The following is a 26,484-nucleotide window of genomic DNA, read 5'->3' as shown; positions in this document are numbered from 1 at the left end:
CCGCTCATTTAAGATGCCCGTTTCCGTGCCGTCCGGAGAGTCTCCGGAGTCGACTGGGCATAATATAATGCAGTTACCTGCGGACCGGCATGTCCCATTATCTCTTGAATCGTTCCGATATCAACACCATGGTTTTTTAAATCCATGCCAAGGGTCTTGCGCATCTTATGCGGATAAACCCGACATGTAACGCCTGTACGCTCTGCTATAACTTTCATTTCCCGCCTGATTGCGCTTGTCGTTAAAGGTCTATGCGGTGCCTTCTTCCCGACAAACAAATGCGGATCCGCATCTGTACGGGAATCCAGATACTTTTTGAGATGATACCGCGCTTCTCCATCAAGATAGATCGGACGATACCGATCCCCCTTTTCACCGCAGATCATTATGTCTCCGGTTGCCCAGTCTACCATATCCACAGTAATTGCCACGATTTCCCCCACTCTGGCACCGCTAGAGCGGAATACTTCAATGATGGCCCGATCACGAAGGGAAGCACACCCATCCCGTAGCATAGCCATTTCTTCTTCGCTGTAATAATCAATCGGCTTTCTGGCAACCTTTAAAGGCTCCACCGCATCCACCGGATTGTCCGAAATCATCTTCTCTTTTCGCATCCAGGAATAGAATGCCGATAAGAAGCGACGCTCATTGTTAATCGTAGTTGCCTGGTTCTTTCTACCTGTTTCCTGCAGATTCTTTTTCTCATACCAGTCTAAATACCGATAAATGTCCATTTCATCAATCTGCGTCAGTGGTTTATAAATCAGTGTGATCAGCCGCTTCACCGCCATCAGATAACCGCACTTTGTGGCTTCTTTAAGATTTTTCTTTTTATATAAGAAGAGTTTAATAATATATTGGTTCTGGCTGTCCATACTGTCTTTCATATCCATCGGCAGGGTGTTCAGCTTTTCCAGCTTCACGTCTGCCAACTCATCAATCAGGGCTTTCTCCAGAAGCTGTAGAAGATCCGGAGACATATGATTTGACATTAATACGATCACATTGTCGATTATCGCTGCTTTCATGTTTTGATTATTCATAGATTACCTCCCGTTATTGCCCAAGGATTTAATCTGTGGTATAATATCCTTAAGCATAGATGCGGTACACATGACTTTGACCGGTTGGTGTACCGCTTTTCTTGTGTCCTGAGTTAATCCTTTTGAAATTCATTGGCATCTCCCCCTTTTTATCTAAATAGGCACTGAGGGACTTGAACCCTCGGCAGACGCGGCTTATAAGGCCGCCGCTCTAACCAGCTGAGCTAAGTGCCCATGCTCCCGGCATTAATGCCGGGAACTAAACATGCGGTCCTTCCACCGCTCCCGTTTTTCCTCGATCTGTGCCCAATCTACCGGCACATCCGGCTCCATCGCACAATGGCAAATATCCGTATATTCCTCAACCAGATGTTCCTCAGCCTCTTCCAGCGTCACTGGTGTAGGGTTATTGCCCCGTAAGATTCTCGCTTCCTTCAATGCAGCTTGTGCAAGCTCCGCAGCTTCTTCTGCCAACTGTTCCAGCATGGCTGCCTTGCCAATGGCTTCTAACATCATCATTTTGCATCCTCCAAATTACAATAATCCAAAAACGCATCAATAACCTCATCAGCATTGCAACGTGTGAAAAAGCGCTTTCTCTTGTCCTTTTTTCTATGTAACGGCAAACCGGCCATTTTTCTACTGTTATTAGTCAGCAGCATTTTCATGATAATCTCCTTATCCTTAGATCTTAAATAAACGCCGTAATATCATAGATTTTTGATATATCCAGCAGTACCTCTCGCATTTCCGCCTTGGACCAAAGCTGCCGATAAAACACAGCCATGAGACCATCAAATGTATCAATGCCAAACTGCAGATTATCATAAATAATCTCATCGAATGTCTCATCATCCGTGTAGAATTCCGGCGGCATATCCTCGTTTCTGTCCTTATAAGCCACTCTGATCAGGTCTCTGGCTGACATATCTGTATCGTAGTCTCTGTACATTGCCTGCCGGTCTTTCACATAGCAATCATTATATGGCAGTTCGCATATATCCATTTCTGATACCGGCTTAGTTCTCAAATTGATTCCCATTTTATCTATGACCTCCAAATTTCAGTTTCAGTAAGTATTGATACTTACCGTTATGCTACTTTTTTCAGATACATCTCCAGAGCCTTCCGGATCACCCAGGACATTGACCGGTCTTCTTTCTGGCAGTAGAGCATTAACCTTTTCAGCTGTTCCGGCTCCATAGTGATGTTCTGTTTCACGTATTTCTCAGCGGCTCCCTTTTTCGGTCTTCCTCCTGCCATACCGATACCTCCTTTTCGGTGTGTAGCTTTCTTTATTTTTCTGGTTATTTCAGTTTACTGAATATCCCATTTTATTTTTGTTGTTAAGCATTTTCTGCAACTCTCTCCAGGAGTAAGGGCGCAATTTTTTGCGGTTTTTGGAAAAAGACACGGTAATTCCATGACTTCCAACGCTCTTATAATTTTGTCCTGATCTCGCTTTGTACATTTGATTTCTATCACCTCAGCACCTCCAAATTCTAATTTTCCTCGTCTATGACGATACCGCCATGAACAATTACCCTCTTACCGTCTACGTCAAAATATACTTCATTCTCGCTATCGGAAACATCAAATTTTCCAGACCAACTTTTGATTTCTGTGCCATTATAATCATATACAGTGACAGTACGGTTTAAGCCACCACCATAATTACTACTGAACGACTTTACGCTTCGCTCCCAACTGGCTGTGCAACCCGTAGTTCCAAACGCTGCGATAATTCCTACAACTGCAATAATTTTCTTCCACTTTCGCATTTATTTCTCCTCTTCGATATAATCTTTTATCAATTCATATTTCTCTTTTGGCAACAAATTTTCTTCTTTAATGTCCTACCAATGACGACACGTCGCACTATAATCTTTCATATCGCTATAATCTACCAATGGTTTTATATGCTGATCGATACATACACTTTGATATCTTAATTTTCGCACGCGTCTATAATCTTTCCTTCCGCCGTCCCGATTCTTCCCAACCAGTAAGCGTATAGTTCTTCATCATCTGGCTTTCCATCTGTCTCAAGGTACTTAATAAAATCTCTAAGTCCCTCCAGCTCTTTTCGTGTAAAATAAATGCTCTTTCCAGCCATATTCTTTTCTCCAATCTTAATTGAGCTTAGTCATAAAAGTCATAAGTTAGTCATAGAATTTACTTCCACTTCCCTGTCCGGCTGCGCTTATGCCAGGCTCTCCGGCGCTGGATCCGCCCGTAACGTTCCAGCAACCGGTCAATCTTTTCAAGCTTGCCTTTCTCGATTAGTGTAAACTCCATTTAGATCACCTTCGCCCTTCCAGAGACTTCCAAAAAATCTGCGGCCGGATACAATTCTGCCGCATCGCCCTGAAGGTCATCCGTCCAGTATTGACTCATATCCCCATCCATACATTTGAGGATTAATGCATAATAATCCTGTTCGTATTCTGTGGCAGCGGCTCTGATATCATCCAGTGTGAGTTTTCCACGTTCTTTTCTTACTGTTAGCATCATGTTTCCTGCGCTGTCATTTGTCAGTTCGCAGCTCAATCCCTTTTTCATGGCATCCTCCAAATTCAGTTTTAATTAATGCTGGCTCTCCCCGGAAGAACATGACCCGGGAAAGCATATTCTGCAGGGTGTCTGGCATCATTTCCCGCCAATCACATTCCTCTTCACCTGGCACAAGGGTCATAACCTCATTTCCATTGGCTGCCAGTCTTAAGGCCTCTTCCATTGTAATCTGCTTTACAAACATCTTTCTCAACCTTTCCCTTTCAATATTGCCACAAGTTCACACCATGCCAGTTTGATGCACAACTGCACGTTACGCCAATGCTGGCGGCGCCGAAGTCGTTTTGTCCAATACCGCCGAGACCAATCAGCGCACCACTGAGCTTGTTCAGCATCATCTCTTTCATCGTTCATATTCACCTCCCCGGTACGGTTCCGGCAATGGCATCCAGGCAAGCACGTGAAACTCGAATGTTGCCAGGCTCTCATATCCTGCTGCGCCCTGAATAAACCAGAAACCGTTATCATAGCTTCCTGTCTGTATGCACATACCGGTTCTTGATGACCTGCTCTTCATGCACAGCAACACGCTTTTGTTTCGCTCCGGCATTCGCTCAGCTACTGGAATCCACTGCACTGTATTCTTTTTCAGCTGCAGCACCTCTGCCGGCTCCAGGCCAGTATCCTCATACTCTGCCAGCCGCGCTACCAGTTCATCTTTCTTGCCGGCGGACCAGTAACCGGTTTTGATTCCATTCACTCGCTTCTGAGTTAATCTATTCATCATTTTCCCCTTTTCTATTTAACGGGCACCATCTCGGCGCGGTCTTAATAGTTAATTTGTCATCATGTCTCTCCGTTCTGCAAATCATAGGAGTAGGTTCGCATTTGTTTCTTGCGTACCTAGCTTCGTTGTGAAGGCAATAATAACGCCCCGGCCTTCCGTTCCCGTCATGAAATTCTTTATAACTGCAGTCTTTGCAATTCATTCCTGTCCTCCTTAGTATCTGTCCAGATTCTCACCGACCATATCAATCCACAGGATGCACTCCCGAGTGCCGCCCGGCAACTCAACCAGGCAAAAATACCGGTTTGCTTTTGAAAGCACCTTTGCCATAACCGGAACACTTCCCTGCTTTATGTTTCCATCACCAAACATCAGAGCCTTCACGCTTTTCACGCGTATCCGATTCCCTACCTGTGCCCTATTACGGACCTGTTTAATTCTCTGGGTACTAATCCCAAGCTGACTTTTCTGCCTACGATGAGATTTTCCATTCTTGCTCAGATATGTGTATACCGTTGACTCTCTCTTACCGAGTCTAGCCGCAATGTCAGATACAGATATACCTTTTTCATGCAAGATCAGTACCATTTTTTCAGTCTTATTCATCTGTGCTTCCTCTGTTATTTCATTTTTATCGATTACTTTGTTTCTCTTACCACTTCATCCGTTGTCCACAAACAGGACAATATCGATGCTCTTCCGGCCATATCCATGCACCACATGATCTGCAATGCATGATTGGTGTCAACTTGCTTAATTTTTCTGGAAGCTCTCTCCGTACCGGCTCTTTTGGCATGCTTTTCTCCATACATACACATGCGATTTTGAGTGCCGTTCGCTCTTTCTTGTTCGCCTGAGCAACCATCTTTTTTACTATATGATGCGCATCTTTTAATTTCATGGTTTCTCCTCATCCATTTTTAACTCTACCCTCATTTTCTTAATCTGAGCCAGAAGTTCCTGTCTGCTCTGCTCTATAGGCGCATATGCCTCTTCGCTTTCTGCATTTCGTGGCAGTTCAGAAAGTTCCCGGCAGAGTCTGGTGTATTCTGCAATCTGATTTATGATTCCCATAAAATCATCTTCCCTTTTCCATAACTTCTTTTTTCTGGAACTCTTTTTCTATGCATTCTTTGCAGATGTGCAATTCCGTTCCTCTCTGCGTTTTGATCATGGCATGTTCGCCAGATATGACTTTTCCGCAGTAATTACACAAATATTCTTTCATTTTCCCTTCTTTCTCCCCCGCCGTAAAGTCAGCGGGGGCAGTACCGGCATGTCGTGACACATTACCGCAAAACAAATACATCTATGTAATGCCCCGTGGGGACGCATTACCGCCTATAAATAGTTCTTTCCGAAGATGTTCATAAATTCATCCCGACTATGTTCCTTCTCGAATGCCTGCTGCCCTGTCCGGTGCATGATTTTCATGACATCCCGGTTAAAATGAACCCCCTGTCTCGGATCTCGGTGGCATCGCTGGCACAGCCAGACTTTCAGACCATATTTCTCTGACCATTTCCGGTTCGGCCCTCCGAATATATGGTGTTGTTCCAAGTCCTGCATCCTGGTGCACAAAAAGCACTCTTTATCCTTCTGCAAAATGCTCTTCGCCATCTCAGCCCTCCCACTCCGCAGCTTCTTTCAGGCACGCTGCAGCATCGTCAAATCCTTTCCGATGCAGGAAGTCCAGTAAATACTCATATTCAATCAGACGTTTCTTACCCTCCGCATTCTCTTCCTCGATCTTTTTGATCTCATCCACATCCAGAATATCCTTACCGATTTTCTGGTTTACAATCTCCGCGTGCTCCGACATTTTTTCATATGGTTTTCCGAACGGATCCAGGCATTGCACCATATCAACTGTATTGCCAAATTCTTCATAGAATTTCAGTAGCCGCTTGGGGCCGAAACCAAATTTTTGGTTCAGCGTGAACATCATTTCTGTTCTGTAGGTGTTCAGGATCCGGTTTCCAAGTAAATCATTCAGATCTTCCACGGACTTTCTGGTTACCTCCAGCGGAATAAACACTGCATTACGGGTTTTCACCTCTTCCCGCAGGCCTTCCACGCCATACTCCTCAACGATTCTCAGTGCCATGGCCATTCCGTCCATGCGCAATTTGTGTGATTTCTGGTCGGCCATCCCATTTGACCGCTTCATATTTGTTCTCATTGCTTATCATCCTCCATCTTCATAAATCTCACAGAATGCTCTGACAGAAGCAGCTTTGCCTCCTGCCACTGATCTGCGCACTGCACGCGCCGTCCTTTCGCATTCGTCCAGTCATTCTTTTCCCAGTTGTAAATCCATCCCTGCTTGAACGGTTCGATGATCTCATCCATTTTGGTATAAACATCGACCATGCACGGCCGGATCAGCAGCTTCAGGCATTCAATCAGCGCCTGCAGTGTGTTGCTCTTCAAGCTATCTTCCCGCTTCCCGGCTGCGGTACGCACATGCTCCGTTCCTTCGCTGTCCGTAAATCGAACATAACCCCAGTACCGTTCCCGGTTTCCATAAATTTCTATCTTTACGCTGCTTTTCATCTTGCACCTCTTACGCCATCATGATATAATCAAGGCGTCTTATTTTTGAGAAGACACTTCTTCGGTTGCCGGTGCTCACCGCTATGAGCACCGGCATTTTTTTGTATCATGAAGTAAGCGCAGACCATGCTGTTCCTCATAGGTTCTGATCTTTCTGCATTCGCACCGTTCGCCCGGATCCAGCGCCGCGCCACAATATTCACACGCCCGATACTGTCTTCTCTTCTTATTCATTTCCTTCTCAGCTCCTCCAAAATGTAATAGACAAACAGCCACACCGTCAGCGACAGCAGTGTTTCCATTCCAAGCAGGGTCAGATACCCACGCTCCCTAAATGTCACCACGGAAATTCCTAAATAAAACCCCAGTGCCACGATCAGAGACAACACCAGGTTGCTCACCGGCTTTTTCTGCCACGGCCGACGGCTGCTTCTAATTTGTAGCGACATTTCGGGCATATGTACTCCCTTGACGTGCACAATATAGACACGTTCCACTTCAAGCCGCACATTTTGCATATTCTCCACTCTCCTTTCATCAGACCACCAGTCTGCGGATTTTCACCCGCTTCGGCTCTGGCTTCTTTTCCGGTTCTTGTTCCGGTCCGGAAAGATATTCGATCAGTTTGTCCAGGTTTACAAGATACTTCTTTCCGCACATCACATGCGGCACAGTTTTGTTTAGAACCAGTTCCCGGATTCTGTATTTCGTCAACGTTGTCGCTGGGTCCTGTTCCTTGAAATACGCTGCGCATTGTTCAATCGTTCTCATTCTCGGTACCAAGCTTCTTCCTCCTCTCTTCCAGGGCCAACTCATGTTCGCGGGCTGTGATGGCTCTGCTCAGTTCATCTTCCTCCCAGCTTTCCAGCAGTCCCAGAAATCCCAGAACATGAATCCGACCACGGTACTCGCTGCACTTGCTCAGAAAAGCACAACGAGGAATATCTTCGTGCATTCTGCGGATCATGAATTCTGCCCGATCTCTTTCAACCAGCATCATCTCAATACTGCCTTTATTCATTTCGTTTCTCCTCTCTTGTCCTCCGCACCAAAAAGGTACCATTTCACACCCTCTAAGCTTTTAATGAAATTTTCGGAAAGCAGTTTTCGTTCTTCTGGATCAAGTTCATCCAGATTAATCTCTTTCTCTGCTGAGTTAATCAAGCGGATGAATACCGCCACTCTAACTGATGCTTCTTCCTCTCCAGCAAGAGCTCTTCGGATTTCTTCCACAATCATGCTTTTCGCTAACCCAACGGCATCCACCGCTCTAAGCTCACCCAGAATCTCTGCTATCTGATTATAGATTTCCTCTTTACCCAACTTTCTGCTCTCCTTTCTTCATCCCTGCTGCCGCTACACCCTGCGCAAAGTAGTAAGATGCCATTACCACATCGCCGCGCTGCTCCTCTGGCAGGCTGCTCAGATATGCCATCAGTTTCTCGGCATCCTTCATCCGGATGTCTTTTGCTGTACTTCTGTTCTCCATACGGTTCTCCTTCCTTGATTCTCTTACCTTCCGGCTGTATAATATTTCAAAATACAGTTGGAGGTGTCTTATGGTTCTTTCCAGTTTCCATTGTGAATTATTACGGTACATATCAAATCATCCCTGCAGTTCTGGTGAAGAAATATTGAAAAAATTCCACTCACAAGAAGTTCGCGTAGAATCTGCTCTCAAGTACCTGCATTTTCAAAATTTTCTTCGAACTACATCGGCTTCTAATGAAGAAAATTTTCACCAGCAAGAAAAAACAGAACAGCCCTTCATGGAAAAATGGGGATTTGACATGTGTTGGAGATTTATCATCACCGAAACCGGTTCTGTCGCTCTTGAACAATACGAATATGATCATGAGCAACTTCAAATTGCCAAAAAGTCTATTACCTGTGCCATCATAGTTAGTGTTGCTAGCGCTCTTGTCCAGCTTGTTATTGACTACGACAAAATCATTGGGCTTTATCATCTGCTTTCTAAGACGCTATTCTGACATACCATATGGCAATCACCAGGGACAGAATGATCATACTAATCAAACGGTTCCTGCACATTTTTCTGCGACGTTTCTTTCGCAGCTCTTCTCGTATCTCTCTCCCTCTAAAGCTTTCCGGATACATCAGTTTCCATTCTGGTATGGTGAATTCTCGGTTTGTAAACATGTGTTCTCCTCCGTTCATGTTTACAACTGTCATCCAGCCATCTATTTCTGGAACATGTGTCGTTCTGGCATCAAATTCAGATTCGAGATTCCGATTGCTTTCTGCTATCCCTTTTGCTTCAATGAATCGCTGAACCGCTTTGTACCATTCAGCTTTATCCAACGTTTTCTCCTCCCTTCATGAGCCTAATTAGTTTGTGGTTCTAAAACTATTATATGTGGCATTAAGGCATTTGTCAATATGCATTTTGTGGCTATAAAACATTTTTGTTGACATGCCACATTTGGCAGTATATAATAAACACATCAGAAAGGAGGTGTGTGCCATGAATGAGCGACTAAAAGAACTCCGAAGAACTTTGAATTTAACACAACAGGCATTTGCAGATCGTCTCGGAGTTAAAAGAAATACGGTTGCTACTTATGAAACAGGGAAAAGCAATCCTAGTGACGCTGCCGTTCTTCTTATCTGTAGAGAATTTAATGTCAGCGAACCCTGGCTGCGAACCGGCGAAGGGGAAATGTTTACCCCTAACCCTGCAACAGAACTCGATGCTCTAAAGGAGCGCTACGGCCTGTCTCAGGCAGAATGTTCTCTGATTGATGTTTTTATAAATATGAATGAGAAAGATCGGAAGACTGTCCTGGACTTTGTTGTTCACGCTGCTGACAGCATACGAGAAAATGACTTATTCTTCGGCGTTCCGGAAACACCGGAAGAGCTGGAGGCAAAATATCCACCAGTAAGAACCATTAAAAAAGACGTCGGATAATATACGCACCCCGCCGTCAATCAGTTTAAGAGTAAATAGATTTGAGTATGTCCTTGAAAATTAAGATTTATGTATAGCGTTCTGGCAGATCTATAATACAATGCGTAGATTCTGCTGGATCCATAGTAGATGTACTCCTTTCGCATGGCCGCTAAAGCGGGGTGCTGTGTTATTATATCGTATTAGTCAAACATAGTTTTATGGTAATTACTGGAAGGAGTGAAAAATGCCCATCTCGCAACAATCCATTTCGTTTGGTGGTGTTTTACTTATAGTGATGATCTACTTTGTTTGTGCTCTACACAAACTCAATCAGAAAAATCGTCTCACTGAATATGTAAAATCTATCATTGCGGAAGATTCGCGCAATTTGATCGATAAAGTTGTTAAAAATTGTGCATGTCTTAACCCCGCACAAAACATTACTGCGAAAGATTATCGTTTTCTTATTAAAGTTATCGCTTTGTTTAAAGACAACTTAAATGCTGATTTTATGCAAGATAGGTTATCCCCTAATAGCAAATTGTTAAAATTGTCATCAGATGATTATTTATTCGCACGCCTTTTTTATTTTATTGCAGACCATGAATTTGATGAAATATTTTGGGGACAGCCATTGTATGATGAAATTTCTCGTGAACAGATCAGTCAAGGTGATTATGTATCCCTTAATACATTTACAGAATTTGGATTTTCTTTAATGAAATTTTTTTATTTGATTATTCTAATATGTGAAAATAATAAAATTATTTCTGAGAACATTTCAGATGGACTTTCTTCACGTGTTTTAGATCGAATTAATGCAGAAAGTTTTGAATTGTGTAATTTTTAACTGAAAACAAAAGCCGCCCGATGTTGGCGCACCGAACGGCTTTTCACATAGATAATCTCTTACTGGGTGTACCCAGAATGATAGAATACCTACGAGCAATAGAATTATATCATTCCTGGTACACCTTCGCAAGAGGTGTATTTTTTGTACCCAATTTTAAGGAGGAATGATTATGGCATCTATAGAGAAACGTGGAGACACTTATAAAATCACAGTGTCCTGCGGTTATGATTCATACGGCAAGAAGATCCGGGAAACAGACACCTTTGTTCCAGATCCGAAATGGTCCGAAGAACGGGCCAGGAAAGAAGCAGAAAAATACGCTGTACGGTTTGAGGATAGGATCAAGGCTGGAGCTAGTACTGCAGGAGATAAAACAACCTTCGAAAAGTTTTCTCGGATATTTCTGGCCGACATGAAGGAGTCTCAGGCTCTGGCAGAGTCCACACTGGCCGACTATGAGCAGCGGCTCAGGGACCGCATCATCCCAGCCATAGGTCAGATCAAGCTGACTCAGATCACAAACCATGTTGTGAAAGAATTCCTGAAAGAACTGCGGAAAGACAATTCCCGGCTCGATGGCAAAAAAGGATCATTATCTGAATCGACCATTACCAAATACCGTGCCGCCATCAGCACCGTACTCTCCTACGCTGTTGAGGAAGGGTATCTTTCCATCAATCCTTTAATCTATGCCGGCAAACAGCGTGGCCGCGGCAAAGTCAAGCGAGAATACAAAACCAAGCAGCTCACGATCGATCAGGCAAAGCGCTTTTTGTGGATTCTGGACCATCCGGTTACCGTTTACCGGAAGGCGCATACCGTAAAGCGCAATGGTAAGATGGTAAAAATCAAAGAATACAAACAGCTCTGGTCCCTTGATCTGAAATGGCAGCTTTTCTTCTACATTGCTCTGTTCACTGGTGCCCGGCGTGGAGAAATTGTTTCTCTCCTGTGGAGTGATATTGATTTTTCAAAAAATACGATCCGCTTCTCCAAATCTACCGCTAATGTGAACGGTCATGTCATTCATAAAGAAACCAAAACCTACGCGACCAGGCAGTGCGCCGTTCCGGATATCGTAATTGCCGCTGCCAGGAAGCTCCTGAAAGAACAGAAACAAATCTGCCTGCAGCTCGGTGATTACTGGAAAGGATCTCGTGGCAAACAGTTCCGGGACAACTTCGTGTTCATCCGCGAGGATGGCGCCCAGATGCACATTGACAGCCCCAGAACAGAGTTCAAGCGCGTGATCCGGATTTACAACACCAATATTGCAAAAGATGAATCTGAGATGATTCCAGATAACCTGACGTTGCACGACCTCCGACATACCACCGCTTCCATCCTGATTAATAAAAAACTGGATCCCAGGTCCGTGTCCGGTGTCCTTGGTCACTCCAATACCAGTACCACATTAAACATCTATGCCTACTTCTTTCACCAGGGCAGTGAGGAGGCTGCAGATATCATGAGCAGCGTTCTTCTGGCTGAGCCTGATGCCGCCGTGAACCAGTCTTAAAATGCAATTTGGGGACTACTTTTTCAATAGTCCCCAAATAGTCCCCAAATCCATATTTTTCGCTCATTTTTCCACGATAGCATAATAACCATAAAACGCCGAAACCCCTTGATTTCTCAAGGGGTTTCTTCATAAGCTCCTGGCCGGACTCGAACCGGCGACCCACGCATTACGAATGCGTTGCGCTACCAACTGCGCTACAGAAGCGACCTAACAAAAATGCTTTGGACTTACATCCAAAGCATATGACCTCATCGGGAATCGAACCCGAGTTTACGCCGTGAGAGGGCGTCGTCTTAACCGCTTGACCATGAGGCCATTTCTTCAGGCATAAGCTGAAGTGAGTCGAGGCGACAAGATTCGAACTTGCGACCTCTGCGTCCCGAACGCAGCGCTCTACCAAACTGAGCCACGCCTCGCTACGTTCTGTAGTATAATATAAATTGTGTTAATTGTCAACAACAATTTGAATTTTTTTATTTTATATTTTGCAGTTACCCGGCATACAGATAAAGAATGCCGGGTAACTGACTATCATCCCAGTAGATTCATGACCATTTCCCGGTCAAATACCACCGCGGACACATGATCGACTTCTATCTGATACAACGCATTTGCTGCAATGTGCTCGGCCGCCTGCTCCAGATCGCGGATTCCGCTGGTTCCGGCGAAAAACTCCACAACTGCATCCAGTCCGTCTGGCGCTACCACGCACTCTCCGGCCTTTAAGCCCATGCGCTTTAAAACCTTTGGCAGCGCAAATCTGGAGAAGATTATTTTCTTTTCTTCTGCCGTATAATCCGGAATATCAATCACTGCAAAACGTGACATCAGCGGCGCACTGATCTGAGCTTTATCGTTGGCGGTCGCAATGGGATACACGCCCACAGTCGGGATCATACACTCCATGTAATTGTCCGTGAAACCAAGATTATCCAACAGGGTTAAAAGCACATCTGCCGGATTGCCGTTGCCCTTGCCGGATGCCGCCTTGTCCAGCTCATTGATGATAAACACCAGATTGGACTCGCCGGCCATGGAAAACGCATCCATAATGATGCCGGGCTTTGCATTGGCATAGATGCGGGAGCTTCCGGTAAGCTGCTCCGGGTCATTGATCGAACTCATGTCCAGCGTGGTCCACGGCAGCTTCAGGATCCGGGCTACCGCATAGGCAATCTGGGATTTACCGGTTCCAGCCGGTCCTACCAGCAAAAGTCCATAAGCCGGAAGTGTGTGAGTCCGGTTGATCTGAATGATCGTCTCAATGATACGCTGTTTTACCCGCTCCATGCCGTAAAGCTCTTCATCCAGAATGCGGCGTGCCTCCTTCGGGTCGATGGACTCAAAATAATTACTCTTCCACTGCACATTCATCATGATGGAAAGCGCCCGCTGCGCATGACGGCGTTCTTCTGGAGATACCTCATGGGATCGTGCCACCGCAAGGTTTCTTCTGGCCCAGAGACGGATGTTGTCCGGCAAGGTTCTTCCTGCACAATTCATAAAGTCCGTAATACTCTGAAGGCTGGTAAGCTTCATGTCATCTCCGGCCTCTTCCAGGCTCTCATCGCTCTCCGCTTCCCCGGGAGCATTGCTTGCAAACAGGCGCTCGATCATGAACTGCAAAAATCCGTCCTCCGCAGAAAGCTTCGTACCACCGCCAAAGGCAGTTTCCCGGATTTTGTAAACCGCATATCCCTCCGGACGGTTTTCTCCTGATAAACGCACACTGATATGGTTTTCGCCAAGCCATTTTAACAGACTGACAAACCGCGCGTCAATTTTCAAAATATCAGCACTGACGGTGCCGTCCTCCTCATGAAATTCAAAGGTCGTACGTTTGACCGGATTGGTAAACATTCCACAGGAATGGTGCTGCCACTTTTTCCTGCTGTTATCCAGAATCAGGATTGGCTTTTCCGGTGATGCCTCCGGCTCACTGGACTGAAACGTGGTGTACGTACATTCGGCCGGATTCTTTTTGTCCGGCGCGTCACTGAAATCAAATACTGGCATATGGTTCCTCCCGCTTATGCATGCTAAAATTCAAAATCTGCGTAATCTTCCGGTAAAAAACGGTGATAAATGATGTGGCATCCTTCGTCTTTAAAACAATAGTAATAAGGATCCTCTGCCTCTTTGTCAAAACGGATTAGAATATCAAATTCTCCGTTTTTCACCGGCTCCACTGTTACCGGCCAGGGCTGTTTTTCAAATAGTGCTTTGATTTCCTCCATAGTACAGCCGTGCTTTCCCACCAGTTCTACAAGATCGCGGATAAATTCATTGGGTCTGGTATGTTCCTTTACATAAGCAACACCCTCCTCCGGAATCAGAAAACAGAAGCGTTCCTTCTTTGCCGCAACCGTCACGCCGCCGAGACATGTCTTTGTTTTTTTGCCGAATTCAGTCAGCAGGGCCAGCATCTCCTGTTCTCCAAGCTTTTCTCCGGTCAGATGGACCAGGGAACTGAGAGGATAATACAGGCGGATATTTTCCCTCCGATAACCAAGCTTGGCCTGCTCCTCCTTGATCATATCAATAATGTTCTGTTCCAGTTTATCAAATTTCATGTCATTCTCTCCTGCCAATACCAAAAATGGGGATGCCTGGCATACTACCATCACATCCCTCATTTTATCGGATCCTGTTGTTTTATACTTCGGTCATCTGAAAGCCCTTTGCTGCCAGACATTTCTCCACGAACTCACAATCATCGGTGTGGAGTACCATGACCGGCTTGCCGGACTGGCGGTTAAAGGACAGATACTGGTAATTTACGTTAATGTTGCTCTCAAGGAATGCTGCCAGCACACGGTTTAAGCTTCCAACCTCATCCTCGACCTCAATGCCAAGCACATTGGTCAGGCGGCAAAGATAACCTGCCTTTTGAAGGATTTCCTGCGCCTTATCCGGATCCGTGACTACCATGCGGATGATTCCATACTCCGCGCTGTCGTTGGTAACAGAACCCAGTATGTTGATCTGAGCTTCAGTCAGAATTCCGGTAATGACCTTTAATGCCCCCTTTTTATTTTCAGCATAAACAGAAACCTGTCTTAACATCGCAAATTTCCTCACTTTCAGTTCTTTGTAATAACATCGCTATTACCTATTGTAACCGAAAAATAAGATTCGTCAATATTTTATTGCTTCACATTGCAAAAGTGGCCGCATTTTCCAGGCTTTTTGTTTTTATGACTCCAGTGCGCGGATCAGATTCACCATCTCAATGGCACCGGTGGCACACTCGTATCCCTTATTTCCCGCCTTGCTTCCGGCCCGTTCAATAGCCTGCTCTATATTGTCGGTTGTCAGCACACCGAACATCACCGGAATATCGCTGTTTAAGGAAACATTGGCAATCCCCTTGGAGACCTCGCTGCACACATAATCATAATGGCTTGTGCTGCCGCGGATCACTGCGCCAACGCAGATCACTGCATCATATTTTTTGCTCTTTGCCATTTTAGACGCAATCAGCGGAATCTCGAAAGCACCCGGCACCCAGGCCACATCAATATCTTCCTCTTTTACGTCATGACGTTTCAGCCCGTCCAGGGCACCTCCCACCAGCTTCGATGTGATAAACTCATTAAATCTTGCTGCCACGATTCCTACGCGGATTCCCTGTGCTACTACTTTTCCTTCCAGTACTCTCATGATTGTTCCTTCTTTCTTCTATATATTATATGATTCTCAATAACCAGTTTTAATACCGCAGCAGATGTCCCATACGCTGCTGCTTAGTCCGCAGATAAAACAGGTCATATTTTGTGGCACTCATCTGAATCGGTACCCGTTCCCTGATCGTCATGCCAAACTCGGAAAGCTGGTACACTTTATCCGGATTGTTGGTGAGAAGCCGCATACTCTTCACCCCGAGATCTTTCAGGATCTGTGCGCCGATGTAATATTCCCGCTCATCTCCCGCAAAGCCCAGAGCCAGATTTGCTTCCAGTGTATCCATGCCCTGTTCCTGCAGCTCATAAGCCTTCAGCTTATTGATAAGGCCAATGCCCCGTCCTTCCTGACGCATATACAAAAGAATACCTCTGCCTTCCTGTTCAATCTGGGTCATAGCTGCGGCAAACTGCTGTCCGCAGTCACAGCGCAGGGAACCGAAGGTATCACCTGTCAGACACTCTGAGTGAATACGGCAAAGAACATCCTCACCATCGCCGATGCTGCCCTTCACCAGTGCCACATGATGCTCGCCGTTTAGACGGTTTACAAATCCGTATGCCGTAAATTCTCCATATTTTGTCGGCATGCGGGTTACGGTCACCCGGTCCACCAGCTTCTCATGGCATTTCCGATATGCTTGCAGAGCCTGGATCGTGATAAATTTCAGATCCCACTTTTTCGCCAGCTCTATCAACTCCGAAGTGCGCATCATCGTTCCGTCCTCCCGCATGATCTCACAGCAGAGGCCGCATTCCTTTAAACCGGCCAGGCGGCACAGATCAACGGTTGCTTCTGTATGTCCGTTTCGCTCCAGCACTCCGTTTTTCTTTGCCACCAGTGGGAACATATGACCCGGTCTGCGAAAATCTGCCGGCTTTGCATCATCGGCTACACAGCGCAATGCCGTCACAGAGCGTTCCGCCGCAGAAATACCGGTCGTAGTATCGACACAGTCCACAGAAACCGTAAATGCAGTTTCATGATTGTCCGTATTGTTCGAAACCATCTGCGGAAACTGGAGCTTTTCCGCATAAGCTGCAGACATCGGCATACAGATCAGGCCTTTTCCGTGTGTTGCCATGAAATTAATATTCTCGGTAGTAGCGTACTCTGCCGCACAGATAAAATCACCCTCATTTTCCCGGTCTGCATCGTCTGTCACCAGGATGACATGTCCCTTTCGAAGCTCTTCCAATGCTTCCTCTACTGTATTGTACTGAATCATAATGCTTATTCTCCTTCCTGTATCCTAAAAACCATATTTGGTCAAAAATTCTTTCGTGATGCCGCCAGCGGATGCTTCTGTCTTATGCTTCATGCCGGCTCCTGTATTCTGCTGCGTCTCCGGTTCTTCCGGACGCATAAGTCTCTCCACATATTTTCCGATGATATCGGTTTCCAGATTGACCAGATCTCCAACCTTCCGTTCTCCAAGCGTTGTCACCGCATTTGTATGCGGGATCGTGGATACAGAAAAGTGGTCTGCAGCTGCAGCTGCCACCGTCAGGCTGATACCGTCGATGGTGATGGAGCCTTTCTCTACGATATAGCGAAGAAGCTTTGGCTCCGCACTGATCGTATACCACACGGCATTGTCATCCGTCCGGATTTCCCGGATTGTTCCGGTTCCGTCAACGTGGCCGCTCACAATGTGGCCTCCGAACCGTCCTCCTGCTGCCATAGCACGCTCCAGGTTCACATGCATGCCGGGCTTTGCCCCTTTTAAGGAGGAACGGTTCAGCGTCTCGTGCATCACATCTGCCGTAAAAGCTGCATTTCCCAGACTCGTGACCGTCAGGCAGATTCCGTTCACTGCTATGCTGTCACCTACTGCCGCGTCCGAAAGAACACGATCTGCCTGAATGGTGAGTGCCGCCGAATGGGTGCCCCAGACAATCCTTTTGAGCGTTCCGATTTCTTCAACAATTCCCGTAAACATCCTGCACCTCACTTTCAATCAGTAAATCCTCTCCCAGGTGACGGATTTCCCTGACCTTTAAATGTACCGCCTCTGCAGGGTCAGGCACGCCCCGGCCTTCCACCGGAGTTTTTGCCTCCGAGCCGCCAAAAAGCTTTGGTGCCATATAAGCATGTACCTCACGTACGATTCCGCTTTTTAAGGCTGCCCAGTTCAGGGTTCCTCCGCCCTCTAAGAGAACACTGTCGATCCGTTCTTCCCCAAGCTTTTCCATAAGGGCATTCAGATCCAGATGGCCATCAGCATCAGGCAGTGTCAGGATCTGACATCCGGCCTCTTCATAAGGCTGGTATCTGCTCCTGTCTGTCTCACAGACTGCCAGGATCGTAGGGATTTCTTTTGCCGTCTTCACAACCTGAGAAGAAACCGGTGTCCGCAAATGCGTGTCACAGATAATCCGCACCGGATTTCTCCCGCCGGGCATCCTGCAGCTTAACATGGGGTCATCTGTCAGCACGGTACCGACTCCCACCATAATTCCCCGATAGCGGTGCCGCTCCTGCTGAACATATGCCCTGGCCTGCTCTCCGGTAACCCACTTCGACGCGCCGGTATAGGCAGCAATCTTTCCATCCATCGTCATGGCATATTTCATAACCACGTAGGGCGTTTTTTTTCGGATGTAATGAAAAAATACCGGATTCAAACGATCGCATTCCTCTTTCAGCACATGGGTTTCCACTGTGATGCCCCGCTCCCGCAGATACCGGATCCCTTTTCCTGCTACCAGCGGATTCGGATCATCCGAACCAACGAACACCCTCCGGATCCCGGCCTGCACAATGGCCTCCACACAAGGCGGCTGCTTCCCGTAATGGCAGCATGGCTCCAGCGTTACATACAGATCCGCCCCCTCTGCCGGTTCTGTGCAGGCCATCAGGGCATTTCGTTCTGCATGATATTCACCATATCTGGCATGATAGCCTTCTCCAATGATCTGTCCTTGCTTTACGATCACAGCGCCAACCAGCGGATTTGGACTTGTCCAGCCCTCTCCTTGTTTTGCCAGCTCTATGGCCCGGCGCATCCATTCATATTCCGTCAAAATTACATGCCTCCCTTTGCAGGTCCCAGGTCCAAAAAAAGAAAAAGCTCCGGAATTTGAATTCCAGAGCTTCGATTCTAACTTGATACGGTACATTCCCACCGGAAATGCACATCGTTTTTCTTCTTTCATCCAGACTGTACTGTCGGCTTCGGAATTACACCGAATCATGCCTTGCGGCTCGTGGGCTTTACCACCGGTGGAGAATTTCACTCCGCCCTGAAGACTGTTTTGTTTTGTTGATTTGAATGTTACCACGCAATTTTCAGAAAATCAAGTAGTTTTTTTAGAATTTTTCTTTTTCACCATTTTTCTTTCCTATCCTGTCATTCAGTGTTATAATCTGTTATAATCATTTTGATTGTAAAAACGGAGGTTGCACATACATGAACTTACAGGAATCCATTCTGAAAAACCTTGATATAGATTACTCCTACCGGCTGGCCAAGCGTATGGAGCAGTTTCGCACCAATCCGGTTCTGGGCTACCGTCCGGCCGGTTCCCGCGCCGAGTTTGAGACCGGTGAAATGCTGAAACAGGAAATGGAAGCCATTGGCCTTTCCGATGTGAGAAAAGATGCCGTCAAGGTAGATGGCTGGGAATTTAAAAAAGCTGTTCTTTCCTACTCCGGTGAAGATGGTACTCGTCACGAGATCCAGCTTGGCGCTTACCAGACGACGTTTGTTACCGACGGACCGAAGGAATTTTCCCTGATGTATCTTGGAAAGGGAACCGCTGCTGACTACGAAGGGAAGGATGTCACCGGCAAGCTGGTTCTCGTAGATATCAACCAGCGCGATGAATGGTGGATCAATTACCCGGTTTACCAGGCACACTTAAAGGGCGCTGCTGCGCTGATCGCTGTGCAGAGCGGCGGCTACGGAGAGATCGATGACGAAGCCTTAAATGCCCAGGATATCGCAGGCCCGGAGAATGCACCTGCGTTCTCCATCTCCCGGAAGGACTCCGATCCCTTAAAAGAGCTTTTGGAGCGCACTGCCGAGATAACCATCACCCTGGATGCAGACAGCCGTGTCACCCGGGACTGTACCACCTACAACATCGTGGGAAGTATTCCCGGCCGTCATCCGGACCGCATGGTTTTACTGTCTGCCCACTATGATTCTTACTTCAGCGGCTTTCAGGATGACAATACGGCCATTGCCCTGATGTTTGGCATCGCGAAAGCACTTCTCGCAAGTGGTTTTACACCGAATAATACCATTGTGATCTGCGCCATGGCTGCTGAGGAATGGGGGGTTGTGGATTCCAACTTTGACTGGTCCACCGGTGCATACGAGCAGGTGTTCACTGCACACCCGGAATGGGTAGGAAAGGTCATTGCTGACTTAAACTTCGAGCTTCCGGCCCTGGCGCACGGTACCCGCGCACGCATCCGCAGCTGCTACGAATATACACGGTTTCTGGAGGAATACTTATCTGAGCTTCCGGATCTGACCCAGGCATACCCGGAGGAGACCCGCGTCACGTCCCCGATCGAGACCTGGTCCGATGACTTTTCCATGGCCATTGCCGGCATACCGTCCATGGTCAACGATTTTACGGGCGGAAGCTTTATGGAGACTCACTATCACTCTCAGTTTGATAACGATGCCTTTTATGATGAGCAGGTCTACCGGCTTCATCATGAGCTCTTCGCTCTTCTCATCATGGCTCTTGACGAAACCTGCGTCATTCCGTTATGCTCCGCTCCGGTCATGAAGCGTGCCCTGGACGGCTACAACACATCCAGTGAGATTCTCCGTTCCTTCGTTGCCATGGATCTCATCAGTCCTATGACTCTGGCTTCTCTGGCAGAAAAGATTTCTGACCTGGAAAAAATGCTCTCCGATGCAACGAATGTAGCGGAAAGCCGTTATGAATCCCGCAGAAGCTTAAACAGTCATTATCGTGCGCTTCTGTCAGAGGGAAGACAGGAAGAGGCCGAATGCCTGTATCTGGAATCCAGGGACGCCGAAAAAGAAGCCCTGCGCCGTTTCAAATACGCCCAGGATGAGCTGGTACGCATTGACTGGTACGGCAATGTCCATTACCCGCATGAAATCCTGCTGCAGAACATCCGCCTGATCGGCGGTGCCATTGCCAACTTAAAGGAGCAGAACCTCTCTTCTGCCCTGCGAAAGCTCTATCAGGTAGACAACAATGCCTACGCTTTCATGTTTGATGAAGAGGTTTACAACCATTTCACCGACTATGTGTTAAATCAGCCGCAGGACCGCCTGAAATGGGGATACCGGCGTCTGATGCCGCACGAGAATATCTATGCTCTGGTGAAGGACCTGCTTCAGAAAAAAGAGGAAAAGCCAGACGAGATTTCGCTCTCCGGTGAGATCAGTCATCTGACCAGGATTTTCCAGGATCAGTGCCGCCTGCTGCTGCAGACCACCGATCAGATCCAGAGTCTGGTGCATGACCAGTTTCTGATCTGAGTTTTTACCAACAATATCATGAAATACAGAAAGGACAGACGAAGCTTCGTCTGAACATACTATGGAAAGTGATAAACTATACCGCGTACAGCGTGAAGATCTGCCAAAGCTGGAGCAGCTTTTGTATGCCTGCTTCAAACACGACCCGCTCTATGAGACTCTGATTCCGGATCCTGAAGTCCGTGAGCGCCTTATGCCGGAGCTTTTCCACTGCGATATGGATGAATTTTACGAAACCTGCGAGATTTTCTCCGACAGTGCCGACTTAAACGGAATACTGGTTGTCTCTGACGAGGCCGAACCCTACAACATTTTCCAGTTCTATTTTGCAGAAGCCCGGGCCACGCTCCAGACCGACACCTACCTCATCAGGGAGGATCACACCCTAAGAACCTTTCACAACTTTTTAAAGGGCGTGGACTATTTAAATTCCAGCTGGACAGACCAGCTGCACCAGAATCAGCGTCTCCATATCATCTATCTTGCGGTAGATCCTAAGATGCAGCATCATGGCATTGCCGCCCGGCTGATGCAGGAAGCCATCGACTATGCTGACTCTCACCGCATGATGATCTCACTGGAGACCCATAACGAAAAGAACGTGGAATTCTATCAAAACCTTGGTTTTAAAGTCTACGGAATCATGAAGCAGAATTTCCCGCTCAAGCAATACTGTATGATCCGGGAAATTCAGTAACAGAAAGAAAAGGGACGATCCGCTTCATTGGACTGTCCCTTTTCCTTTTGTTTTCTTAATTCATCGCCACCAGTTCTGCACTCATCAGTGTGGTATCTTCCTTTGTAAGATATCCACAGGCTTCCATCCGGCTTATGACCTTCTTCTGACGTTTTTCGGCCAATGCCAGATTTTTGCTCGGTGCGTATTTGGATGGGGCATTTGGTACACCGGCCAGAAGCGTGCACTCATAATCATTCATCTTTGCTGCCGGTTTCCCAAAGTATCCTTGACTGGCTTCACCGACATTGTAGTATCCGTCTCCAAAGTAAATGCTGTTTACATAGAGTTCAAGAATCTCATCCTTAGTATAGTTCCGCTCCAGTTCCAGTGCCAGAAAAACCTCAGCTGCTTTGCGGTTCATGGTCTTTTCCTGGGAAAAGTACAGATTTTTTGCAAGCTGCTGTGTGATGGTGCTGCCGCCCTCTACATAACGTCCGGCTTTTATATCATTGACCAAAGCCCGGCCGATTGCGATCAGATCCAGGCCGAAATGCTCGTAAAAGCGGTGATCCTCCACCGATACCACAGCCTGCACATAAGTTTCCGGCATCTCTTCCAGGGAAGTAAAACTCTCCCGGCTGCGGATCTCATTTACCTTTTCCTCCAGGCTTACAATCTGTACTGCATTTTTATATAATCCATAGCCCTCTCCGGCTAAAGAAAATCCACAGCCTGCCATGACCGTGCATGCAAATGCAAATACCCATCCGGCAATTCGTTTTCCTCTCATCATAATGTAAGCCTCCTCTTTCGTGCTATCTGAATTCTGTCATCGTTTTCTTATGATAGAATTCTAGCACAAAGAGGAGGCTTAAGACTTTACCGTTCTCTTAGCGATTCTGACACTATTTCTACAATTCTGACGAGAATTGGAAGATTCTGACAAATTTCTTACAGATCGTCAAAAGAACCTTATGGTTTCGGACACAGAATAAACACGATTTTCATTATGCGCCAATGAGCAGGGCCGCCAGAACCTTCATGACTCCGGCCAGCAACATGACCAGGATCGGATTCATCTTTCCCTTCTGCAGCAGCACTACAGAGATCACAAAGATTCCCACCATGATCCAGTTGGTTCCCCAAGCAGTAATCTGCGCGCTGTTTTCCCAGAAGGCATTGATCAAAATGGCAATGCCCGCAGAGCCGATCAGGGCGACCACCGCAGGTCTTAAGGAGGCCAGCACGCCCTGCAACAGGGCCATGTTCCGGTATTTGAGATACAGCTTCGCGATCAGCGTAACGATGACGCAGGAAGGCAGAATACATCCGAAGGTTGCTGCGAGAGCTCCAGGTACACCGGCAATCTTCATTCCGACAAAGGTGGCAGAGTTCACTGCAATGGGACCGGGTGTCATCTGGGAAATCGTAATAAGATCCGTAAATTCCGCCATGGTCAGCCACTGATGCCCGTTCACTACCTGTCCCTGTATGAGAGGCATAGCCGCATAGCCGCCTCCAAAGCTGAACATGCCAATCTGGAGAAAGCTGATAAAAAGCTTAAGATAGATCATTTATGCAGCCTCCTTTCCGGTAAGGAGCGTCCGCGCGACGCCAAGAAGTCCGCAGGCAATCACCACGAAAATGACATTGACCCGGAAGATACAGGATGCAGCAAAAGCGCAGACCATAATCAGGATGGATGTCTTGTTCCTTCCATGAACAATGCCGGCTCCCATCTCATAGGTAACCGATGCGATGACTGCCCCTACTCCGGACTGCATGCCCTGCAGCATCTGACTCACAATGAAATTGTCCTTTACCAGATTATAAAAGACTGAGATTGCAGAAATGATCAGAAACGGCGGAATAATGGTTCCGAGAATTGCAATCACCGTTCCGGCCATTCCGGCCAGTTTATATCCCACCACGATGGCCCCGTTGACTGCAATGGCTCCCGGAGAGGACTGGGCGATCGCGACCAGATCCAGCATCTCCTCATTCTCGATCCAGCGATATTCATCTACAAATTTTTTCTTCAGAAGCGAAACGATCACATAACCGCCGCCAAAAGTAAAAGCACTCAGGTAGAGCGTGGAGACAAACAGTTTCCACAGCACTCTTCTCTTGTTTTCCATCTTTGATACTTCCATTATCGATATTGCTCCATCCAGACTGCCTTCCCGGCTGCAAGAGAGCACGCCACATCCAGGATCCGCTGGTTTTCGGAGCCGCGGAATTTCAGGCTTAAATTCTTTAAGTCTTCCACAAACTTTCCATCTACCAGAACATCCAGAAGCGGCACCAGTTCCCGTGTTACCTCCGATTCCTTCATCATGCGTCCCAGAATGTCCTTCTCGAAATCATATCCGGAAAAGCACCAGATCGTCTTTTTGGGAAAACGCTTTTTCAGCTCTTTTAAAAACGGCAGCAGCCCAGCCTGGTTCTCCGGCTCCATAGGCTCCCCGCCAAGCAGGGTAATGCCTTCCATGTAGTCGTGATCCAGAGCGGAAAAGATCTTCTGCCAGACCTCTTCCGTAAACGGTTCACCGTACTCAAAATCCCATGCCTGAGCATTGAAACAGCCCTTGCAGTGATGTCTGCAGCCGCTCACAAAAAGTGACACCCGCACACCCGGACCATTGGCAATGTCTACTGGCTTGATGGTTGCGTAATTCATAATTCCAACACTCCTTATTATCCCGCGAACTGGCTGTTATACAGGTTCGCGTAAAATCCGTTCTGTGCCAGCAGGGTCTCATGGGTTCCCTGCTCAATAATATGGCCATCCTTCATTACCAGGATCACATCTGCCTCACGGATGGTAGAAAGACGATGTGCAACAATAAAGCTGGTACGGCCTTTCATCATGGCAGCGAAGGCCTTCTGGATACGGATCTCGGTGCGGGTATCGATGGAAGAAGTCGCCTCATCGAGGATCAGCATCGGCGGCAGGCACAGCATGACGCGGGCAATGCACAGAAGCTGCTTCTGCCCCTGGGAAAGATTGCCACCATCCTCGGAGATAACCGTGTCATATCCATTGGGCATACGCTTGATAAAGCTGTGAGCATGCGCTTCCTTTGCCGCCCGGATGATCTCCTCCTCGGTCGCGTCCGGCTTGCCATAGGCAATATTCTCCCGGATGGTCCCGGCCTTTAACCAGGTTTCCTGCAGGACCATTCCATAATTAGTGCGCAGACTCTTTCTCGTAACGTGGCGGATATCTTCTCCGGACACCTTGATAGAACCGCTTACTACATCGTAGAACCGCATCAGCAGATTGATCATGGTGGTCTTGCCGCAGCCGGTCGGTCCGACAATAGCAATGCGCTGTCCGGGCTTTACATCCAGGTTTAAATCCTCGATCAGGGAAGTATCCGGAGTATAGGAGAAGTTTACATGCTCCAGTTTTACACTGCCGTCCACGTTCTGAAGATTGACTGCGTCGGCATCCTCCGGGGTAAACGGCGGCTCGTCGATCAGCTCAAATACCCGTGCCGCGCAGGCCAGGGCATTCTGCAGCTCGGTCACAACGCCGGAAATCTCATTAAAAGGCTTCGTGTACTGGTTTGCATAGCTTAAGAACGCAGAAAGCTGTCCCACGGTAAGCAGTCCGCGGATGGCAGCGAAAGCACCGGCGACACCGACACTGGCGTATACCATACTGTTGACAAAACGGGTGGCCGGGTTGGTGATCGAAGAGAAAAAGATCGCACGCAGGCTGTAGCCCTGAAGGCGTCCGTTGATCTCCTCAAAACGCTTCTGCGCCTCATCCTGATAGCCAAAGGCCTGTACTACTTTTTCATTTCCCACCATTTCATCTACCAGGGAAGTCAGCTCACCCCTGGTCTGGGACTGAAGCCTGAACATAGAATAGGTTTTCTTTGCGATAAAGCTTGCCACAAACAGGGAAAGCGGAGTCACGCACACCACCACCAGCGTAATGAACGGATTCACCACCAGCATAAAGCCCAGGGTTCCGAGAATCGTCAGGACACCGGTAAAGAGCTGGGTAAAGCCCATCAGCAGTCCCTCGGAGAACTGGTCAATATCTGCAATGATACGGCTGATGATATCGCCGTACTGGTGGGAATCAATGTAGCTCAGCGGAAGAATCTCCAGATGGTTAAAGGCCCTGGTGCGGATGTCCTTTACCACCCGGTAGGTGATCTGGTTGTTGATATGGTTCATGAGCCACTGGGCAAGCGCCGTAACAACGATCACGACTGCAATTTTACGAAGAATCGCAAGCAGTCCGGTAAAATCCACATTGCCGGGCCCCAGGATCAGGTCGACGCCCTCTCCCACCAGGATCGGCGCGTAAAGGGTGGTTGCCACGGTCACGGCAGCCAGGACCAGAGAGAGAACTACGAGCCATTTATAGCTTCCAATGTAGTTCAGGATCCGCTTTAAGGTTGATTTATGTTTTTCGATCTCAAGCTTTGCCACC

The 26,484-nt window shown here is 47.3% G+C and carries 43 protein-coding genes, 4 tRNA genes, 1 pseudogene and 1 riboswitch; of the genes and pseudogenes, 6 read left to right on the top strand and 42 right to left on the bottom strand.

Going from position 1 to position 26,484, the window contains the following annotated elements:
* Positions 1 to 8: 8 nt before the first annotated feature.
* The 26 genes and pseudogenes from ACMP1L_RS12575 to ACMP1L_RS12450 all read right to left on the bottom strand — a co-directional run bounded on the left by ACMP1L_RS12575 (position 9) and on the right by ACMP1L_RS12450 (position 8,392).
* A complete protein-coding gene (locus ACMP1L_RS12575; RefSeq protein ID WP_418453213.1) occupies positions 9 to 1,046 on the bottom strand; it encodes a tyrosine-type recombinase/integrase in 1,038 nt (345 codons plus the stop codon).
* A gap of 158 nt (positions 1,047 to 1,204) precedes the next feature.
* Positions 1,205 to 1,280 (bottom strand) — tRNA-Ile (locus ACMP1L_RS12570).
* Positions 1,281 to 1,292: 12 nt separating this feature from the next.
* A complete protein-coding gene (locus ACMP1L_RS12565; protein WP_418453212.1) occupies positions 1,293 to 1,565 on the bottom strand; it encodes a hypothetical protein in 273 nt (90 codons plus the stop codon).
* Entirely contained in the window at positions 1,562 to 1,714 is a 153-nt protein-coding gene (locus tag ACMP1L_RS12560) for a hypothetical protein (RefSeq protein WP_418453211.1), read from the bottom strand. The genes ACMP1L_RS12565 and ACMP1L_RS12560 overlap by 4 nt, the downstream gene beginning before the upstream one ends.
* 23 nt (positions 1,715 to 1,737) lie before the next feature.
* Positions 1,738 to 2,088, bottom strand: a complete 351-nt coding sequence (locus ACMP1L_RS12555) for a hypothetical protein (protein ID WP_418453210.1) — start codon at positions 2,086 to 2,088, stop codon at positions 1,738 to 1,740.
* 50 nt (positions 2,089 to 2,138) lie between these two features.
* Positions 2,139 to 2,309: a ribbon-helix-helix domain-containing protein gene (locus ACMP1L_RS12550; RefSeq protein ID WP_418453209.1), complete on the bottom strand. Its 171-nt coding sequence runs from the start codon at positions 2,307 to 2,309 to the stop codon at positions 2,139 to 2,141.
* Between the two features lie 239 nt (positions 2,310 to 2,548).
* Positions 2,549 to 2,827, bottom strand: coding sequence for a hypothetical protein (locus tag ACMP1L_RS12545; RefSeq protein WP_418453208.1), 279 nt, complete (start codon positions 2,825 to 2,827; stop codon positions 2,549 to 2,551).
* 167 nt (positions 2,828 to 2,994) lie between these two features.
* Complete coding sequence (locus ACMP1L_RS12540) at positions 2,995 to 3,162, bottom strand: hypothetical protein (RefSeq protein ID WP_418453207.1); 168 nt, start codon at positions 3,160 to 3,162, stop codon at positions 2,995 to 2,997.
* 59 nt (positions 3,163 to 3,221) lie between these two features.
* On the bottom strand, positions 3,222 to 3,344 hold the full coding sequence (locus ACMP1L_RS12535; protein ID WP_418453206.1) for a hypothetical protein: 123 nt from the start codon (positions 3,342 to 3,344) through the stop codon (positions 3,222 to 3,224).
* Positions 3,345 to 3,608, bottom strand: coding sequence for a hypothetical protein (locus ACMP1L_RS12530; protein ID WP_418453205.1), 264 nt, complete (start codon positions 3,606 to 3,608; stop codon positions 3,345 to 3,347).
* On the bottom strand, positions 3,574 to 3,804 hold the full coding sequence (locus tag ACMP1L_RS12525; RefSeq protein WP_418453204.1) for a hypothetical protein: 231 nt from the start codon (positions 3,802 to 3,804) through the stop codon (positions 3,574 to 3,576). The genes ACMP1L_RS12530 and ACMP1L_RS12525 overlap by 35 nt, the downstream gene beginning before the upstream one ends.
* A 19-nt stretch (positions 3,805 to 3,823) precedes the next feature.
* Positions 3,824 to 3,967 (bottom strand): hypothetical protein, encoded by a 144-nt coding sequence (locus tag ACMP1L_RS12520; RefSeq protein ID WP_418453203.1) that lies wholly within the window; start codon positions 3,965 to 3,967, stop codon positions 3,824 to 3,826.
* Complete coding sequence (locus ACMP1L_RS12515; RefSeq protein ID WP_418453202.1) at positions 3,964 to 4,347, bottom strand: DUF551 domain-containing protein; 384 nt, start codon at positions 4,345 to 4,347, stop codon at positions 3,964 to 3,966. The genes ACMP1L_RS12520 and ACMP1L_RS12515 overlap by 4 nt, the downstream gene beginning before the upstream one ends.
* A 213-nt stretch (positions 4,348 to 4,560) precedes the next feature.
* Positions 4,561 to 4,740: a hypothetical protein gene (locus tag ACMP1L_RS12510; protein WP_418453258.1), complete on the bottom strand. Its 180-nt coding sequence runs from the start codon at positions 4,738 to 4,740 to the stop codon at positions 4,561 to 4,563.
* Positions 4,741 to 4,854: 114 nt separating this feature from the next.
* Positions 4,855 to 4,953 (bottom strand): annotated as a pseudogene (locus ACMP1L_RS12505) (hypothetical protein); the annotation flags it as partial.
* A gap of 46 nt (positions 4,954 to 4,999) precedes the next feature.
* Positions 5,000 to 5,248 carry a zinc ribbon domain-containing protein gene (locus ACMP1L_RS12500; RefSeq protein ID WP_418453201.1) on the bottom strand — a complete coding sequence of 83 codons (249 nt, stop codon included), beginning with the start codon at positions 5,246 to 5,248 and terminating at the stop codon, positions 5,000 to 5,002.
* On the bottom strand, positions 5,245 to 5,421 hold the full coding sequence (locus tag ACMP1L_RS12495) for a hypothetical protein (protein WP_418453200.1): 177 nt from the start codon (positions 5,419 to 5,421) through the stop codon (positions 5,245 to 5,247). The genes ACMP1L_RS12500 and ACMP1L_RS12495 overlap by 4 nt, the downstream gene beginning before the upstream one ends.
* A 267-nt stretch (positions 5,422 to 5,688) precedes the next feature.
* The gene (locus ACMP1L_RS12490) at positions 5,689 to 5,967 is read right to left on the bottom strand and encodes a hypothetical protein (RefSeq protein ID WP_418453199.1); all 279 of its coding nucleotides are present in this window, start codon (positions 5,965 to 5,967) and stop codon (positions 5,689 to 5,691) included.
* 1 nt (position 5,968) lies between these two features.
* Positions 5,969 to 6,529 (bottom strand): hypothetical protein, encoded by a 561-nt coding sequence (locus tag ACMP1L_RS12485; RefSeq protein ID WP_418453198.1) that lies wholly within the window; start codon positions 6,527 to 6,529, stop codon positions 5,969 to 5,971.
* Complete coding sequence (locus tag ACMP1L_RS12480; RefSeq protein WP_418453197.1) at positions 6,526 to 6,903, bottom strand: RNase H family protein; 378 nt, start codon at positions 6,901 to 6,903, stop codon at positions 6,526 to 6,528. The genes ACMP1L_RS12485 and ACMP1L_RS12480 overlap by 4 nt, the downstream gene beginning before the upstream one ends.
* Before the next feature lie 81 nt (positions 6,904 to 6,984).
* Positions 6,985 to 7,137, bottom strand: a complete 153-nt coding sequence (locus ACMP1L_RS12475; protein WP_418453196.1) for a hypothetical protein — start codon at positions 7,135 to 7,137, stop codon at positions 6,985 to 6,987.
* Positions 7,134 to 7,421, bottom strand: coding sequence for a hypothetical protein (locus ACMP1L_RS12470; protein WP_418453195.1), 288 nt, complete (start codon positions 7,419 to 7,421; stop codon positions 7,134 to 7,136). The genes ACMP1L_RS12475 and ACMP1L_RS12470 overlap by 4 nt, the downstream gene beginning before the upstream one ends.
* A gap of 19 nt (positions 7,422 to 7,440) precedes the next feature.
* The gene (locus ACMP1L_RS12465) at positions 7,441 to 7,617 is read right to left on the bottom strand and encodes a hypothetical protein (protein WP_418453194.1); all 177 of its coding nucleotides are present in this window, start codon (positions 7,615 to 7,617) and stop codon (positions 7,441 to 7,443) included.
* Between the two features lie 43 nt (positions 7,618 to 7,660).
* On the bottom strand, positions 7,661 to 7,924 hold the full coding sequence (locus tag ACMP1L_RS12460) for a hypothetical protein (protein ID WP_418453193.1): 264 nt from the start codon (positions 7,922 to 7,924) through the stop codon (positions 7,661 to 7,663).
* Entirely contained in the window at positions 7,921 to 8,226 is a 306-nt protein-coding gene (locus ACMP1L_RS12455) for a hypothetical protein (protein ID WP_418453192.1), read from the bottom strand. The genes ACMP1L_RS12460 and ACMP1L_RS12455 overlap by 4 nt, the downstream gene beginning before the upstream one ends.
* Positions 8,219 to 8,392, bottom strand: coding sequence for a hypothetical protein (locus ACMP1L_RS12450; protein WP_418453191.1), 174 nt, complete (start codon positions 8,390 to 8,392; stop codon positions 8,219 to 8,221). Before ACMP1L_RS12450 ends, ACMP1L_RS12455 begins: the two co-directional genes overlap by 8 nt.
* A gap of 70 nt (positions 8,393 to 8,462) precedes the next feature.
* On the opposite strand from ACMP1L_RS12450, the gene ACMP1L_RS12445 reads away from it, so the two are divergent.
* Positions 8,463 to 8,894, top strand: a complete 432-nt coding sequence (locus ACMP1L_RS12445; RefSeq protein WP_418453190.1) for a hypothetical protein — start codon at positions 8,463 to 8,465, stop codon at positions 8,892 to 8,894.
* Here ACMP1L_RS12445 and ACMP1L_RS12440 read toward each other — a convergent pair.
* Complete coding sequence (locus tag ACMP1L_RS12440; protein ID WP_418453189.1) at positions 8,878 to 9,225, bottom strand: hypothetical protein; 348 nt, start codon at positions 9,223 to 9,225, stop codon at positions 8,878 to 8,880. The genes ACMP1L_RS12445 and ACMP1L_RS12440 overlap by 17 nt on opposite strands.
* Before the next feature lie 163 nt (positions 9,226 to 9,388).
* On the opposite strand from ACMP1L_RS12440, the gene ACMP1L_RS12435 reads away from it, so the two are divergent.
* The 3 genes from ACMP1L_RS12435 to ACMP1L_RS12425 all read left to right on the top strand — a co-directional run bounded on the left by ACMP1L_RS12435 (position 9,389) and on the right by ACMP1L_RS12425 (position 12,189).
* Positions 9,389 to 9,835, top strand: a complete 447-nt coding sequence (locus ACMP1L_RS12435; RefSeq protein ID WP_418453188.1) for a helix-turn-helix transcriptional regulator — start codon at positions 9,389 to 9,391, stop codon at positions 9,833 to 9,835.
* A 226-nt stretch (positions 9,836 to 10,061) separates the two neighbouring features.
* A complete protein-coding gene (locus tag ACMP1L_RS12430; RefSeq protein ID WP_418453187.1) occupies positions 10,062 to 10,667 on the top strand; it encodes a hypothetical protein in 606 nt (201 codons plus the stop codon).
* A 172-nt stretch (positions 10,668 to 10,839) separates the two neighbouring features.
* Positions 10,840 to 12,189, top strand: coding sequence for a tyrosine-type recombinase/integrase (locus tag ACMP1L_RS12425; protein ID WP_418453186.1), 1,350 nt, complete (start codon positions 10,840 to 10,842; stop codon positions 12,187 to 12,189).
* Positions 12,190 to 12,323: 134 nt separating this feature from the next.
* Here the strand turns inward: ACMP1L_RS12425 and ACMP1L_RS12420 are convergent.
* From ACMP1L_RS12420 to ribD, 10 genes are all read right to left on the bottom strand, one after another.
* Positions 12,324 to 12,396, bottom strand: a tRNA-Thr gene (locus tag ACMP1L_RS12420).
* Between the two features lie 39 nt (positions 12,397 to 12,435).
* Positions 12,436 to 12,507: transfer RNA gene (locus ACMP1L_RS12415), tRNA-Glu, on the bottom strand.
* A 27-nt stretch (positions 12,508 to 12,534) separates the two neighbouring features.
* Positions 12,535 to 12,608 (bottom strand) — tRNA-Pro (locus ACMP1L_RS12410).
* 115 nt (positions 12,609 to 12,723) lie between these two features.
* Entirely contained in the window at positions 12,724 to 14,208 is a 1,485-nt protein-coding gene (locus ACMP1L_RS12405; protein ID WP_118732323.1) for an AAA family ATPase, read from the bottom strand.
* Between the two features lie 23 nt (positions 14,209 to 14,231).
* On the bottom strand, positions 14,232 to 14,765 hold the full coding sequence (locus tag ACMP1L_RS12400) for a DUF3877 family protein (RefSeq protein ID WP_118732324.1): 534 nt from the start codon (positions 14,763 to 14,765) through the stop codon (positions 14,232 to 14,234).
* Positions 14,766 to 14,847: 82 nt separating this feature from the next.
* On the bottom strand, positions 14,848 to 15,258 hold the full coding sequence (locus ACMP1L_RS12395) for an ACT domain-containing protein (RefSeq protein WP_118732325.1): 411 nt from the start codon (positions 15,256 to 15,258) through the stop codon (positions 14,848 to 14,850).
* 129 nt (positions 15,259 to 15,387) lie between these two features.
* On the bottom strand, positions 15,388 to 15,855 hold the full coding sequence (gene ribH / locus ACMP1L_RS12390) for a 6,7-dimethyl-8-ribityllumazine synthase (protein ID WP_118732326.1): 468 nt from the start codon (positions 15,853 to 15,855) through the stop codon (positions 15,388 to 15,390).
* A 49-nt stretch (positions 15,856 to 15,904) separates the two neighbouring features.
* A complete protein-coding gene (locus tag ACMP1L_RS12385; protein WP_177303992.1) occupies positions 15,905 to 17,104 on the bottom strand; it encodes a bifunctional 3,4-dihydroxy-2-butanone-4-phosphate synthase/GTP cyclohydrolase II in 1,200 nt (399 codons plus the stop codon).
* Between the two features lie 24 nt (positions 17,105 to 17,128).
* Positions 17,129 to 17,818: a riboflavin synthase gene (locus tag ACMP1L_RS12380; protein WP_177303993.1), complete on the bottom strand. Its 690-nt coding sequence runs from the start codon at positions 17,816 to 17,818 to the stop codon at positions 17,129 to 17,131.
* On the bottom strand, positions 17,799 to 18,905 hold the full coding sequence (gene ribD, locus ACMP1L_RS12375; RefSeq protein WP_418453256.1) for a bifunctional diaminohydroxyphosphoribosylaminopyrimidine deaminase/5-amino-6-(5-phosphoribosylamino)uracil reductase RibD: 1,107 nt from the start codon (positions 18,903 to 18,905) through the stop codon (positions 17,799 to 17,801). Before ribD ends, ACMP1L_RS12380 begins: the two co-directional genes overlap by 20 nt.
* Positions 18,906 to 19,018: 113 nt before the next feature.
* A riboswitch (FMN riboswitch) is annotated at positions 19,019 to 19,133 on the bottom strand.
* A 155-nt stretch (positions 19,134 to 19,288) separates the two neighbouring features.
* On the opposite strand from ribD, the gene ACMP1L_RS12370 reads away from it, so the two are divergent.
* Positions 19,289 to 21,352: a M28 family peptidase gene (locus tag ACMP1L_RS12370; protein WP_418453185.1), complete on the top strand. Its 2,064-nt coding sequence runs from the start codon at positions 19,289 to 19,291 to the stop codon at positions 21,350 to 21,352.
* A 61-nt stretch (positions 21,353 to 21,413) separates the two neighbouring features.
* Positions 21,414 to 22,049: a GNAT family N-acetyltransferase gene (locus ACMP1L_RS12365; RefSeq protein WP_177303995.1), complete on the top strand. Its 636-nt coding sequence runs from the start codon at positions 21,414 to 21,416 to the stop codon at positions 22,047 to 22,049.
* Positions 22,050 to 22,104: 55 nt separating this feature from the next.
* On the opposite strand, the gene ACMP1L_RS12360 is transcribed toward ACMP1L_RS12365, so the two are convergent.
* The 5 genes from ACMP1L_RS12360 to ACMP1L_RS12340 form a co-directional block, all read right to left on the bottom strand.
* Entirely contained in the window at positions 22,105 to 22,770 is a 666-nt protein-coding gene (locus ACMP1L_RS12360) for a transglycosylase domain-containing protein (protein WP_475544551.1), read from the bottom strand.
* A 268-nt stretch (positions 22,771 to 23,038) separates the two neighbouring features.
* Entirely contained in the window at positions 23,039 to 23,605 is a 567-nt protein-coding gene (locus tag ACMP1L_RS12355) for a chromate transporter (RefSeq protein ID WP_418453183.1), read from the bottom strand.
* A complete protein-coding gene (locus ACMP1L_RS12350; protein WP_418453182.1) occupies positions 23,606 to 24,169 on the bottom strand; it encodes a chromate transporter in 564 nt (187 codons plus the stop codon). It abuts the gene before it with no gap.
* A gap of 14 nt (positions 24,170 to 24,183) precedes the next feature.
* Positions 24,184 to 24,711 (bottom strand): anaerobic ribonucleoside-triphosphate reductase activating protein, encoded by a 528-nt coding sequence (nrdG, locus tag ACMP1L_RS12345; RefSeq protein WP_418453181.1) that lies wholly within the window; start codon positions 24,709 to 24,711, stop codon positions 24,184 to 24,186.
* A 17-nt stretch (positions 24,712 to 24,728) separates the two neighbouring features.
* Complete coding sequence (locus tag ACMP1L_RS12340) at positions 24,729 to 26,483, bottom strand: ABC transporter ATP-binding protein (RefSeq protein ID WP_475544550.1); 1,755 nt, start codon at positions 26,481 to 26,483, stop codon at positions 24,729 to 24,731.
* Position 26,484: the final 1 nt, after the last annotated feature.

Origin of the sequence: Ventrimonas sp. (assembly GCF_048380235.1) — a bacterium.
Classification (GTDB): domain Bacteria; phylum Bacillota; class Clostridia; order Lachnospirales; family Lachnospiraceae; genus Brotaphodocola.
This window is presented reverse-complemented; position numbering and strand designations above follow the sequence as displayed.